The 14,407-nt window shown below is 39.1% G+C and carries 11 protein-coding genes; 9 read left to right on the top strand and 2 right to left on the bottom strand.

Annotation, left to right across the window (positions count from 1 at the left end; all coding sequences use genetic code 11):
* The 4 genes from P2W72_RS01940 to P2W72_RS01925 form a co-directional block, all read left to right on the top strand.
* The coding region (locus tag P2W72_RS01940; protein ID WP_276359188.1) for a sterol desaturase family protein at window positions 1–317 on the top strand (317 nt) is incomplete at its 5' end.
* Window positions 318–512: 195 nt separating this feature from the next.
* On the top strand, window positions 513–818 hold the full coding sequence (locus P2W72_RS01935) for an SRPBCC domain-containing protein (protein WP_276359187.1): 306 nt from the start codon (window positions 513–515) through the stop codon (window positions 816–818).
* 173 nt (window positions 819–991) lie between these two features.
* Window positions 992–1,501, top strand: a complete 510-nt coding sequence (locus P2W72_RS01930) for a glutathione peroxidase (protein ID WP_276359186.1) — start codon at window positions 992–994, stop codon at window positions 1,499–1,501.
* A 7-nt stretch (window positions 1,502–1,508) separates the two neighbouring features.
* Window positions 1,509–1,955 (top strand): nuclear transport factor 2 family protein, encoded by a 447-nt coding sequence (locus tag P2W72_RS01925; RefSeq protein WP_276359185.1) that lies wholly within the window; start codon window positions 1,509–1,511, stop codon window positions 1,953–1,955.
* 56 nt (window positions 1,956–2,011) lie between these two features.
* Here P2W72_RS01925 and P2W72_RS01920 read toward each other — a convergent pair whose 3' ends face one another.
* Window positions 2,012–2,626 (bottom strand): porin family protein, encoded by a 615-nt coding sequence (locus P2W72_RS01920; RefSeq protein ID WP_276359184.1) that lies wholly within the window; start codon window positions 2,624–2,626, stop codon window positions 2,012–2,014.
* A 127-nt stretch (window positions 2,627–2,753) separates the two neighbouring features.
* Between P2W72_RS01920 and P2W72_RS01915 the strand changes: the two genes are divergently transcribed.
* From P2W72_RS01915 to P2W72_RS01895, 5 genes are all read left to right on the top strand, one after another.
* On the top strand, window positions 2,754–2,984 hold the full coding sequence (locus P2W72_RS01915; RefSeq protein ID WP_276359183.1) for a hypothetical protein: 231 nt from the start codon (window positions 2,754–2,756) through the stop codon (window positions 2,982–2,984).
* A 31-nt stretch (window positions 2,985–3,015) separates the two neighbouring features.
* Window positions 3,016–4,692 carry a glycoside hydrolase family 3 N-terminal domain-containing protein gene (locus P2W72_RS01910; RefSeq protein ID WP_276359181.1) on the top strand — a complete coding sequence of 559 codons (1,677 nt, stop codon included), beginning with the start codon at window positions 3,016–3,018 and terminating at the stop codon, window positions 4,690–4,692.
* 181 nt (window positions 4,693–4,873) lie between these two features.
* Complete coding sequence (locus P2W72_RS01905) at window positions 4,874–8,191, top strand: UvrD-helicase domain-containing protein (protein ID WP_276359179.1); 3,318 nt, start codon at window positions 4,874–4,876, stop codon at window positions 8,189–8,191.
* Between the two features lie 2 nt (window positions 8,192–8,193).
* The gene (locus P2W72_RS01900; protein WP_276359178.1) at window positions 8,194–11,091 is read left to right on the top strand and encodes a PD-(D/E)XK nuclease family protein; all 2,898 of its coding nucleotides are present in this window, start codon (window positions 8,194–8,196) and stop codon (window positions 11,089–11,091) included.
* A 215-nt stretch (window positions 11,092–11,306) separates the two neighbouring features.
* A complete protein-coding gene (locus P2W72_RS01895) occupies window positions 11,307–12,293 on the top strand; it encodes a pyruvate dehydrogenase complex E1 component subunit beta (protein ID WP_276359177.1) in 987 nt (328 codons plus the stop codon).
* A gap of 50 nt (window positions 12,294–12,343) precedes the next feature.
* Here P2W72_RS01895 and P2W72_RS01890 read toward each other — a convergent pair whose 3' ends face one another.
* Window positions 12,344–12,817: an Lrp/AsnC ligand binding domain-containing protein gene (locus tag P2W72_RS01890; protein ID WP_276359176.1), complete on the bottom strand. Its 474-nt coding sequence runs from the start codon at window positions 12,815–12,817 to the stop codon at window positions 12,344–12,346.
* Window positions 12,818–14,407: the final 1,590 nt, after the last annotated feature.

Raw genomic sequence — 14,407 nt, 5'->3', positions numbered from 1 at the left:
TAATTGCAGGTCAGTTGGGGCATGCTAACCTGAATATCCCGCTCGGAAAATTGAAATATCTCTTTAACGGTCCGCAGATGCACCTTTGGCATCATGCCAAACACCTCCCTCCAAGCCATCCTCATGGTTTTAACTATGGAATTACGCTGAGTGTCTGGGATTTTATTTTCCGCACCAGTTACTGGCCATCAAATGATGAAAACCTACCGGTGGGATTGCCTGGTGAGGAAAAGTTTCCTGAGGATTTTATAGGCCATAATCTGGAGCCTTTCCGGCGAATTTTTGATAAAAATAACCCTAATTCTACTTCATCATAAATCGCTGCTGCCGCTGCTGGCGCGAGCGTCCCCGCCCGTGCCAATATATCCCCGCTTTATTGACTTAGTTAAAACAAAATAAACTCAGGCAACCAGGATAATTGAACATGAGCACAAGCGGGTTCTCCCAATATATTCCAAAAAGCGATTTTAACTCCAAACTCTATGGTTATTTCCTTATAAGACCGTTTTTTAATGTTTAACATAGCGATGCATCGCTATTCTTTTATCATGTACGGACCCGACAAAGGGAATTATCCCAATGAATGCGAATTTATAAAAATCGAAAAACCCTCGCTTATTGCCTGGAAACGTTATTCAATGCCTCTGTTTCAGGTGCTCGCAACATTTGAGGAAACAGATGACAATCAAACCAGGCTTGTTTTTAAAATGCTTTTTAACTCGGCAGAGGAATGCAGAAAAGTAAAAGCATTTGCAGTCGATAAAAACGAAGAGAATTTCGACAGACTGGAGATTGAATTAACAAAAATGTGTTTATAAATTATGCCGGAGCATTCAATTGAGAATTATATTATGGCATTAAAAATCATTTGAGCCGTTATTGTTATTAACAAGCTTGAACTCCGGATTTATTACAGGTTTTTTCATATTTTTATTTGAAATCGATTTAATTATCACACATTTATAATTCAGTAAGAAACTAATTTTATAACATGAAAACATTAATTCTGGTACTCACCCTGTTCTTTTCGGCTCCGCCATCAATTTATACGTATAAGCTGAATAATATTGACGGAAAGAATCTTGATCTTAAAAAGTACAAAGGCAAAAAAATACTTATAGTGAATACTGCCTCAAAATGCGGATTTACAAAGCAATATGCGGATCTTCAGAAGCTTGCAGATGCATACAAGGATAAGCTGATTGTAATTGGCTTCCCTGCTAATAACTTTGGCGGACAGGAGCCGGGCGAGAATTTAAATATTAAAGAATTCTGTCAGAAGAATTTTGGGGTTACCTTTCCATTGGCTGAAAAAAGCAGTGTAAAAGGCGATGATATCAATCCATTGTTCAAATATCTTACCACTGCTGAGAATCCTGATTTTACAGGTGATATTAAATGGAACTTTGAAAAATTCCTGATCGATGAAAATGGAAAGCTGATCAGAAGATTCCGTTCTGCGGTTACACCAATGTCTTCTGAAATAACCCAAAATTTATAATCCGTAGATGAAGAGAATAGTTATTTTCCTGCTTGCGGTTTTTGCTTTTACAGAAGTTTATTCTCAAGCTCCTGTAAAGGGAGATGAGGCTCAGCTTTCAGCATTGGTTGACAGTTTTGCTGTGGCAACTGTTAAAAAAGACAAGGCGAAACTGGCTGAATACCTTTCTGATAAGTGTAAAATGTATGAACCAACAGGGAGTACACTGGATAAATCAGCTATTATCGGAGCATTTACGCAGGGAGTTTATGAAATTAAAGCTTGTACTGCAGTTAATAAATCATTTAAGGTTGAAGGGGCTGAGGCTACGGTTACCTCTGACTTTAACCTGGAGGGTATAGGTATGATCAATGGCAGTACCATGGATATTACGGGTACTTATAAGTTTTTTCTGAAATTAAGCAAGTCTGATAAAGGTTGGCAGTTCACTGAGATTTCAGTTGAGCAGGGCTGATTAACTTTAAAAATAAGGAGCACCCGATCTGAGTGCTCCTTATTATTTTTCACAGGTTAGTTAAATTTAAATGCGAGTCCGAATTGCGCTACCTGATTTTTATAGATCGGTGTTTCGCTCGTTCCGTCTTCATTGTTCTTCTGGAAGTCAAGAGCATAGCGTGCATGGAAATCCAGTTGTTTGCTCAACACAATTCCAAATCCGGCTACACCACCTGCCAGACTTTTCTTTAGGCGGTCATTTTCTTCCCTGATGGTATTCTGGTAGCTGGAAGAGCCTTCAGTAAATTTTTCGGTTGTGGAAGTCAGGAATGAAACCTGAGGCCCAAGTACTATACTGAATCTGTCAGATGCATTGAACTTGGCAAGAATCGGAACCTCGATGAAGTTTGTAGTTACACTGTACTCATTTGGTCCGCCAAGCAGGCTTGTACCCGAAGTTTTATACCCTTTTTGCGAGAACATTAGCTCAGGTTCGAATGAGAAAGTCTTCACAATCGGTATTTCCAGAACCAAACCGGCATTCAAACCTGGTTTAAAGTCGGTACTGAAATTATTGTCTCCTGTTTTGATAATATTGGAAAGGTTCAAACCGCCTTTAATCCCAATCTTTTGTGCATTTGCCGCTCCGGCAAATAAAATACACACTGCTGCAATAATTAACTTTTTCATAGCCTTTTTTTTAATATATACCCTACAGTACAAAATATGATGCCAAAAAGAAATCTGTGCCAAAGACTCCTTTTTTTGAGGTACCTTTGCTTCAGTACTGTATTCATTAATGTACAATCTTTAAAAGATGATTACTTTATGGCTAATTCTGTTTATCAGCTATGCAATAACCAGCGCAGTGCTGATTTATTACTTTTTTCATTATCTGGATAAGCGGCTCGGCGACAGGTTTTCGGTTTGGCTCTTCAGTATTACACTCAGTCTTGGTATTTCATTTTTATTATTCCTCATAGCTATAATTCTCTTTGTTAATCATAATTTCGTACCCAAAATATTGAACAGCTTTGCACATGTATAAAAATTTAAAACACATTTTCATTATTGTCTGCATGATAAGCCCCTTGTTGGGTATTGCTCAGAACCGGGGATCCTTTATTGACGGGATCGATAAGCCGAATGCCTGGGTCGATTCTGTTTTTAATAAGTTGAGCAAGCGCGAGCGTATTGCCCAGATCTTCATGGTCAGAGCACATACTGATAAGGGCAAGGCATTTGAAGATTCAATTGCAGCACTTATTTCAAAGGAAAAAATTGGCGGACTGGTTTTCTTTCAGGGCGGACCGGCAAGACAGGCTGCACTGACATCCCGGTACCAGTCTGTATCTAAAGTCCCTTTATTGATTGCGATGGATGCAGAATGGGGTTTGGGCATGCGTCTCGACAGTACCATTTCCTATCCTTACCAATTGACACTTGGGGCTATTCAGAATAATGATCTGATCTTTGAAATGGGTAAGCAGATTGCCCTGGATTTTAAGCGGATTGGTATGCAGGTTAATTTTGCACCTGTTGCAGATATTAATAATAACCCCAAAAATCCTGTAATCGGTTTCCGCTCATTTGGCGATAATAAGTTTAAAGTGGCAGATAAGGTGAATGCCTACATGAAAGGTTTGCAGGAGAATAATGTACTGGTTAGTGTTAAACATTTTCCGGGACATGGTGATACAGATGTGGATTCTCATCACGATCTTCCTCAGCTTCCTTTCACCCGCGAACGTCTTGATTCGCTGGAACTGTATCCTTTTAAGGAATTAGTAAAGTCGGGTGCTTCCGGATTTATGGTAGCTCATATGAATATTCCGGCATTGGATAAGACTCCGAATTTACCTTCTACATTGTCAAAACCTATCGTGACCGGAATGCTGAGAAACGATCTGGGTTTTAAAGGACTGATCTTCTCTGATGCCATGGAGATGAAGGGGGTAGCTAAGTTTTATCCAAATGGTGAGGGTGATGTGCTTGGAATTATCGCAGGACTTGATGTGATTGAATTATCAACTAATTCTAAAAGAGCAGTTAAACTTGTCAGAAAAGCAGTTAGGAAGAAAGAATTAAGTAGAGAGCAGTTAAATTCCAGTATCAGAAAAGTGCTTTATGCAAAATACTGGTCAGGTCTTGATAAAAGGCAGTATGTAAATCCATATAATATTGTTTCAGATCTGAATCGTCCTGAGGCCAGAGTACTGAATCAGCAGCTTGCCGATGCTGCAGTAACCGTTCTGAACAGCGATTCGCAGATCCGCAATATTGATTATAGCAAAAAGACCGCAATTTTAACCTTAGGGTCGCCCGAAATCACTGCTATTCAAAGATCCCTGAAACCTTTGTTCAGTAACTCAATGAATTATATTCTGCCGAAGGATATTTCTGATGCAGAGATTGAGAATGTGAAGAGGGAATTGCAGTCTTATGAGCAGATCATTGTCAATATTCATGACCTGCGCAGACGTCCGGCTCCTGTGCTGGATTATAATAAGGGCTTAAAGCTGTTCATCGCCGATCTGGCAAAAATGAATAGTTTGTTCAATATTTTCGCTAATCCTTATGCCCTTGCGGGATTACCCGGAATAGAATCAGCTAAAACACTGATCATGAATTATCAGAATACCGAACAGGCACAGAGCGCTACATTCAGAACTATTACAGGCGAAATAAAGGCCAGTGGCAAGCTTCCGGTTACGGTAAATTCTGCATTTAAGAATGGAGATGGGATAATTCAATAAGAGAAGCCTTGCTTCTTATCATATTTCAGCCGGCAGAATTCTGATTTTGCCGGCTTTTTTGCTCCTCTTTAAATTAAGCAATCAGATGCTTGATTGGAGAGGAAATTCAATATTTTAGTAATTCTTCGGGATCATTTATTATGCCCTTTGGCGATCTGAAGATGCCCTAACCGGAATAAACATGTCTCAGCAAAAAGCAGTTAAATTACTTCGTGCATCTGCCGGCTCAGGTAAGACCTTTGCACTTACGGCGCAATACCTGACTCTGCTCTTTAGCGGGAAGGGTAAATACCGCGAAATTCTTGCTGTTACCTTTACCAATAAGGCAACTGCCGAGATGAAGGATAGGATTCTTGGTTCTCTTCAGGAGCTGGCATTGACGGGCTATCAAAAATCAAAGTTCGGCCGGGTACTTCAGGCTGTTTACCCTGAGTTAAGCGACAAGGATATTCGTCAGAGAGCATCTGAAATATACAGCAGTATCCTCCATGATTACAGCCGATTTTCTGTCAGTACCATTGATCGTTTTGTACAGCAGCTGATCAGGAGTTTTGCATTTGAGCTGAATCTCGACAGCGGATATAAGCTGGAAATGAATCATAACAAGGTTAAAGAAGATCTTGTTGAGGCATTGAATCTTCATCTTGAGAATGATGAAGAATTGCTTAACTGGGTAACGAATCTTGCAATTGACAGGATCAGTGATGGAAATGACTGGAACTATCACCGTGCTTTGCTTGACCTGGCAGATGAAATATTTAAAGAACGTTACAGCTCTTTTGATGAGGCAATGAAGGGATTGGCAGATGAAAAATCTGGGGAGTTTAACAGGCTGCATAAAACGGTCAAAGCAGAGACGACTAAATTCAGGGATGAAATTACAAGGAGGGCAACTGAGATTAAAAAGATCTTTGATGCTTCAGGTATTGAACCGGATGATCTGAACGGTAAGTCGAAAAACCCGCTTTCAAGATTAAATAAGATTATTACAGGTGAGCTCCTGATCATTAAGTCTTTTGAAGATTTTGCAGATAATTTTGATCGGTGGCCCAACACTAAGCTGAAAGATACATCAGCCTTAATACAATTGTATAACAGAATCAGTCCATTATTGAGGGATCTCCTGGATTATTATAATTCAGGTATAGTAATGTTTGAAACCTACAACGCGATCAATAAGAACAGTCCATATTTGCGCCTGATGCAGGGCATGTCAGAGCTGCTCACTAATTATCGCTCAGATAAAAAGCTGTTGCTCATTTCAGACGCCCAGAGCTTATTGAAAGGTGTTACCGGGAAGGATGCTCATAATCCATCATTCATCTGGGAAAGAACAGGGAACAAGTTCAAAAACTTTCTTTTTGACGAGTTTCAGGATACAAGTACACTTCAATGGGAGAACTTTATGCCCCTCCTGCAGAATGCCATTGCTGAAAGTTCTGTAGAGAAATATGCAGATCATCTGGTGGTTGGCGATGTGAAGCAATCTATTTATCGCTGGAGGAACGGCGACTGGCGTATTCTTCACAGTAAGGTTAAACAGGATCTGAGCACTTTAAATGTTAATGAGGAAACTCTGGAATTCAATCGCAGGAGTTCTGCAAATATTATCAGGTTCAATAATTTCTTATACGAATCGCTGCCGGAGATTTTACAGAATCAGTTAAATGATATTTTTGCTGATACCGCACCCGATTACCTTCTTCCTTTCCGGGAGGAGCAGAGCAGCCTGATCCGGAAAGCTTATGAAGGCAGTTGTCAGAAGATGACAGAGGATACGCCTGCCGGAGGAAAGATTGAAATTAAATTTTTCATGAAGGATGAGGAAGCTGATGTGGAAGAAGTGCATGGCCCCGCGGCTTTATATACAGTTGAAAAACTGATTGAACTGCTTGAGCTGGGGGTATCTATGAAAGATATTGGTATCCTGGTCAGGAAGAATACTGAGGCTCAGCAGATTCTGGATTGTGTTTTTGAAAAAAGTAATCAGGAAAGATTAAGCAGGGCAGCAGGGAAACCATTTCAGATTATTTCAGGAGAGGCACTGAAGATTATCAATAATCCGGCTGTTCAGCTATTGATCAGTACCTTTCGTTTGCTGTCAGTCCATGAACCCGAAAGTGGAATTTATAAGGCCGAATGTGCCCGGTTATGGTATCAGGTACTGAATCCTGAAAGTGAAGAAATTCTTCTCGAAACTGATACCTGGATCAGTTTCTCCAATATGCCTCTTTCTTCCTTTACAGAAGTTTTACCAGCTGAATTATGTACGTCATTTAATTCATTCCGCTATCTGCCGGTCAATGAACTGACAGAGAAACTGATTAAGATATATCACCTTGGAGGCGGAAGCACAGAAAGTTATATTCCATATTTGCTGGCCTTTCGCGATCAGGTAGCAGTGTTTTCATCAGTTGGCGATCGCGGGATTGATGCATTTGTGAAGTGGTGGGATACTGAAGGTTCGGCAAAAGCTCTTCCATCTTCAGAAAATCAGGATGCTGTGCAGCTTATGACGGTTCATAAATCCAAGGGACTGGAATTTGGGGCGGTAATTGTTCCTTTCCTTAACTGGAAGCTTAACGAATATTCTACCGGAGGTAAAAGAAAACTGATATGGGTTGGAGCAGATCAGGCCGGGTTTGAAAAATTCAATTCTTTTCCTGTTGATTATAATAAAAATCTGGCCTCAACAGTGTTTGCTGGTGATTTCTTTGACGAAATGCTGTTGAACTACATGGACGAACTGAATGCTCTTTATGTTGCAACAACCCGTGCAAAGGATTATCTCTGTCTCATTTGTCCTAAAACTCCGGTTAAGAAAAAGGATGGTAAAAGCGGTCCGCCAAACGAGCTGCATTTTATTTTGCATCAAATGTTTGAGGGAAAGCAGACTGCTGATCTGGTTTTTGATGAAGCGGAAAATAGTTTTTCTTTTGGCTTACTCTCTTTACCAGAGATTAAGCAAACTGCCGCTGAGCATAAGCATCTGATTATTCCTTCATATCCAGTAAATGAGGGGCTTACAGAAAGGTTCAGGAGGAACAGCCGCAATGAAGATTCCTGGTTTAATTCAAAGCAACGGAAAGGGGTGGTACTGCATAAGCTTCTTGAGCTTCTGGTATCGCAGAATGATCTGGATAAGCTGATTGCAGAAAAAATTCAGGAAGGATTTATTCGCGAAAGTGAAAAGGAAGAAATCAGGAGGGATGTGGAGGATATTCTGAAGCAGGAAGAGATTAAAAAATGGTTTGAAACTGCAAAATCTGTGATCAGCGAAAAGGATATGATTATTGAGTTGGGAATAGTTAAGCGGCCCGACAAGCTGTTTGTGTTTGAAGACCGGGTGGTATTGCTTGACTTTAAGTTCGGAGCCGAGAACAGTAAATACATTGTAGATATCAGTCTTTATCGTGATAATCTGTTAAAAATGGATGAATTTAAAGAAGTGGATGCTTATTTATGGTATGCTGAGGGGCGTAAACTTCAAAAAGTGTGATCATGGTGAACAGCAATTCAGAAGGAAAATTTTTATACCGCCTGGCATCAGATCTTTTGAACCGGTTTGGGAACGATATACAACATGTGGCCATTGTATTCAATAATAAAAGGCCACAGCTTTTTTTAAAAAAATATCTTGCTGAAATAAGCGGTAAACCGGTATGGAGCCCGCATTTTTTTACGATTCAGCAATTTTTTGCTGAGTCGGTATCTATGGCTACTGCCTCTCAGTTGAAACAATTTTTTGTACTTCTGTCTGAGTATAATAAGCTGCTGCTTAAAGACGGAAGAAAAACCGTTAGTGCTGATGTGTTTTATCCTCTTGCAGAAATTATTGTTTCTGATTTTTCACAGATTGATTATTATCTGGCTGATCCCGGTAAAGTATTCAATCTTATAGGTAGTATAGCCGAGTTGCAGCATCAGTTTCCAAACTTTGATGAAGAGCAGCTTGAATTCATGAAAAGCTTCTGGGGTTCTTTTTCGCCCGAAAAGCAAAGTGAGATTCAGAAGAAATTTATAGAGATGTGGCACAGAATGCCGCTTCTGTATGAAAATTTTCATGCCAGGCTGGCTGAAAATAATCTGATGAGCAGCGCCAGAATGTACCGCAATCTGGCTGAGGGAGTAAACTGTAATCCTCATTTCATTGAAAAGTTCAGTCATGTTGTCTTTGCAGGATTTAATGCCTTGTCGAAAGCCGAGGAAGTGTTGTTCAGGAAATGGCAGGATGATGGCAAATGTTCGTTCTATTTTGATGCGGATGAACATTATTATGAGAATCCGCTTCAGGAAGCCGGTCATTTCATCAGACGTAACATTGATTCGCTTGGTTTGCATAATCAATTTGAAATCAGGGAAAATCGTATAAACGACCCTGAAAAGGAGTTTACAATTGTGCAGACTTTAGGTAATATTACTCAGGGAAAAATTCTTCCTTCTCTCTTGCCTGAGAGGTTAAAACCTGAAAATTCTGATTCAAGGGCTATCATTCTTGCAGATGAAGGTTTGTTATTACCCGTATTGCAAACGCTTGATGATGAAGATCTGAACATTACCATGGGCTATCCCTTTGAGCAATCGGCTGTGTTTGGATTATGCGATCTATGGCTTGATATTCAGGAGCAGATTGCATCGGGCGACGGGACGATGATCGATTTTGCCCCCGTACTTACCTATATATTCAATCCGCTGATTGGAATTGAGCCTGAACAGAGGATTGCAATTCATAAAGAGATCATAGAACAGAAGAAGACACGATTTACTCTGGAGGAATTAAGTAAAGGCGGACAAAAGTCTGAACTGACCTTTTCGAAATATGCAAATCCGACTGATTCAATAAAAAAACTAGGCAGTTTGCTGTTAATTATCTCTAAACAGGTTTCAGAGATACGTAAATTGGAAAGTTTGCTGATTGCTGAAGCCGTTAAAACACTGAATGTACTATCAGACAGTTTTGAAGAGCTGATGAACGACAAATCTGCCGAAAAGCTTAGTGCGGGATTTGTGATGAAAACAATCAGACGTGCACTTGCCGGATTATCAGTCCCATTTGATGGAGAGCCTTTATCGGGGTTGCAGGTTATGGGGCTATTGGAGAGCCGCTGTCTTGATTTTGATGAACTCATTGTGCTGGGGATGAACGAGGGAGTGCTTCCTAAAGTCAGCATTACGGCATCCTTTATTCCGGATAATGTGAGACGCGCTTTTGGCTTACCGGTTCTGGAAAATCAAAACTCCATATTTGCCTATTTCTTTTACCGCTTGCTGCATCATGCAAAAAAGGTAACACTGGTATATAATGGTATTACTGATGAGATGGGTGTTCGTGAGGAAAGCAGATTTCTTAAGCAGCTTGAGTTCGAAACATCCTGTAAGTTCAGCTATGTTTTGCAACAGAATCAGTCTGTGGAACATGCAGGTTTGCAGAGTATTGTAGTTGAGAAAAAGGGAGCTGTACTCGACATGTTGAATAAGTATCTGAAGCGCAACTCAACGGTAAAATATGAAAAAAGAATCTCTGCATCTGCCTTCACAGATTATATCAGTTGCCCGCTGAAGTTCTTTTACAGTAAAATAGCTGGATTGAAAGAGCCAAACGACCTCCCTGATCAGATCGGTCCGCATATGGTGGGTACAATGGTTCACGATGTAATGGAACAATTTTATGCTGATTTTATTGGCATGGAGATTAGAGAGGCTGAGATCAAAGAGCGGGCTAAACTTTTGCCGGAGATGTGCATGAATGCGATGGCCGGAATGATGAAACTCGATCCGGCAAATAAGCTTCATAAACAAACGGCCCTGCAGCAAATTTTAATAAAGGTAATTGAGCAGTATGCTATCAGGGTCTTAGATCATGATGCTTCTATTGCACCATTTACAATTCGTGAGCTGGAAGAAAAAGATGCATATACTACTTTGCTGAGTATTGAGGTTGAAGGAAAGGAAGAGCAGGTCAGATTAATGGGAATTATCGACCGGGTTGATTTACATAATGGGAAAATCCGTATTGTAGATTATAAAACAGGTAAGGACAATCTGAAGTTCAGGGATTTTGAAAGCTTATTTGCAGAAGAGGGTAAAGATCAGAATAAGGCATTGCTGCAAACTTTATTTTATACCTATGTATATGAGCAGTGCAGAGGTGTTGATGCAGTAGAGCCGCATTTGTACACAGTTAAGAATTTAGATGCGGGCACTTTGTTTTCAAAAAAAGCAGGAAGAGGAGTAGATTTTCTTCTTGTTGATGAGAATCTGGCAGAATTTAAGCAGGAGTTTCTGAGCCGGCTGAAGGAGAAAATTGGAGAATTGTTTGATCCCTCTATTCCTTTCAGGCAAACTACTAACCCAGATTCCTGTTCCTATTGTTCATTTAAAGGAATTTGCCGACGATAACAGATCGAAGTAATTAATAATAACAGGCAGGATAATTTATTAACTAAATATATCCTGAAGTTTAATGCTCTTTATGATTTATATCAAAATCAGCCAAAATTAATTCAAAATCCAAATATTTATATTTCAAAGAGGGTATGAATTGCTTGCTTTATTAAAAGGTTTAATTTTCAAACATTAAACTTATATTTGCGTTCCAAAAATTGATTTTACAAATGAGAGAAATACAGTTCAGAGAGGCACTTCGTGAAGCATTAAATGAAGAAATGCGTAAAAACGAGAAGATCTTTTTAATGGGAGAGGAAGTTGCTGAATATAATGGAGCATATAAGGTGAGCCAGGGAATGCTTGATGAGTTCGGTGAAAAAAGGGTTATAGATACCCCGATTGCTGAATTGGGTTTTGCCGGAATAGGTGTTGGTGCAGCAATGAATGGTCTGAATCCAATCGTTGAATTCATGACTTTCAATTTCTCTCTGGTTGCTATTGATCAGGTAATTAATGCAGCAGCAAAGATCCTGAGTATGAGTGGCGGCCAGTTTTCTTGTCCGATTGTTTTCCGTGGTCCTACAGGGAATGCAGGTCAGCTGGGTGCTCAGCACTCACAAAATTTTGATAACTGGTATGCAAACTGCCCGGGATTAAAAGTTGTTGTTCCATCAAATCCTTATGATGCAAAAGGTTTGCTTAAGCAAGCAATCATTGATCCGAATCCTGTAATTTTTATGGAATCAGAGGTGATGTACGGTGATAAGGGAGAAGTTCCTGAAGAAGAATATTATCTTCCGCTTGGTAAGGCCCATATTGTTAAGGAGGGTACGGATGTAACCATCGTTACTTTTGGTAAAATGCTTTCAAGAGCAGTTATGCCTGCAGTTGAGGAATTGACAAAAGAAGGAATTAATGCAGAAGTAATCGATCTTCGTACTATTCGTCCGATTGATTATGCCACTGTGATCGCTTCAGTAAGAAAAACAAATCGTATGGTATTTGTTGAAGAAGCATGGCCATTAGGTTCAATTGCAACTGAGGTTGCATTTAAGGTTCAGAAAGATGCATTTGATTATCTGGATGCACCTGTACTTCGTGTTGCCTGTGCAGACGTTCCCCTGCCATATGCACCTACACTGATTAAAGAAGCCATTCCAAATCCTGAAAAGGTAGTGAAGGCGGTTAAAAGTGTTTTATATAAACAAGCATAAACAAACCAATTATATACCAGTAAAAGGCCCCGGATTTATTCGGGGCTTTTTCATTCCAGGGTGATTTGTCTTTTGATACTTTCTTCCAGAGAGATTAAAGTTTCGGTACGTTGTATGCCTTTAACACCCTGTATATCTTCATTCAGTACTTGTCTTAAATGATTGGTATCTCTGCAGATGATTTTTGCAAACATGCTGTATGAACCGGTTGTGTAATGCAGTTCAACTACCTCTTTGATTTTTCTGAGGCTTTCAACTGCATCTTTATACTGAGAGCCTTTTTCAAGGTAAATTCCTAAGAAAGCGCAGATATCATATCCGATCTTCTGTGGATTGATTATTAAATGCGAACCACTGATTATTTCCATGTCCTGCATCTTCTTCATTCGCACATGTATCGTTCCACCGGATACAATCAGTTTTTTTGCAATTTCTGTATATGGAATTGTGGCATCCTCCATAAGTATGGATAGTATCTGTATGTCAAGATTGTCAAGTTCGAAATTTTGGCTGCGATTTTCCATATTGAATTGATGAAATATTAATAATATCGCAATATAATTATTATTTGAGTAAAAATTGCAATAGGGATTTAAACTATTTGTAAGAAATAGGGGCTTAATTTACATTTGTAATAAGCGGGTGAAACAGGCCTGTTTACATACTGTAAGGCACCAAAATCAGGCGGGCATAGTTCTACATCCCTGAGCTTAAAATCCGGGAATGCATTTAAAGGAAAATTCAGAGTAGGTTCGACTCCTTCCCTTGCAGCAAACCTTATCCATGAGGTTTATAATTGGTTAGTTTAAATAAGTCCCTGCCCATCAGGAGCTTATTTATTTCAGGAATTCCGGCTAAGTCATTGTTACTTCTTTATTAACAGGTTTTAAATTTGAGCTTGAAAATTTAATATTAAATTGCTGAAAATGTATTAAAAAAGCAGTAATCTTATTACTATGGTAAAAATTAAAATATTTTATTAAAAAATTTGCAACGAATGTTGATTTTGCCTACATTTGTATCAAGCAAACGGAAAACAATTGCTTACACACTGTAGGGTGGTGAAATTTGGCAGACACACCTCCTCGTCTCGGTGGCGGAGATTTGGGAAATACCGTAACAGGGAAATAACTGCTTCGTGAAGGTTCGAATCCTTCCCCTACAGCAAACCTTATTCAACAGGTTTATAATTGGTTAGTTTAAATAAGCTCCTGCCCATCAGGAGCTTATTTTATTTTAAGACAAGCGGTATTTTCTTCAGACCATTTTATTAATAGGTTTAAAATTTGAGCCCTGAAAATTGATATTAAATTATCAAATATTCATTATTTTAGCAGTATTATTATCGAATTATTAAAAATTAAAATAAATCATTAAAATATTTGCAACGAATATTCATTTTGTCTACATTTGTATCAAGCAAACGGAAAACAATTGCTTACACACTGTAGGGTGGTGAAATTTGGCAGACACACCTCCTCGTCTCGGTGGCGAAGATCTGGGAAATACCGTAACAGGGAAATAACTGCTTCGTGAAGGTTCGACTCCTTCCCCTACAGCAAACCTTATTCAACAGGTTTATAATTGGTTAGTTTAAATAAGCTCCTGCCCATCAGGAGCTTATTTTATTTTAAGACAAGCGGTATAATTACAAGGTTCGAAATTTTAAGTTCAAAAAATCCGGATATATTCAAAAATTTCATCAATAAATCAATTTATTTTAACATAATTATAAAAATTAAAATAAATCATTGAAATATTTGCAACGAATTGGATGTTTACTTACATTCGTATCAAGCAAACGGAAAACAATTGCTTACACACTGTAAGGTGGTGAAATTTGGCAGACACACCTCCTCGTCTCGGTGGCGAAGATCTGGGAAATACCGTAACAGGGAAATAACTGCTTCGTGAAGGTTCGACTCCTTCCCTTACAGCAAACCTTATTCAACAGGTTTATAATTGGTTAGTTTAAATAAGCTCCTGCCCATCAGGAGCTTATTTTATTTTAATCATTTAAGTATCCCGGATCACACCCAAAAGTCGGATCATGACGAAAAGTTGGGGGGATAGAAAATTTAGGCATAGATTTTAGATAGCCTGAATAGAAAAAA

It is taken from the genome of Daejeonella sp. H1SJ63 (genome assembly GCF_029360775.1).
Taxonomy (GTDB): domain Bacteria; phylum Bacteroidota; class Bacteroidia; order Sphingobacteriales; family Sphingobacteriaceae; genus Daejeonella.
This window is presented reverse-complemented; position numbering and strand designations above follow the sequence as displayed.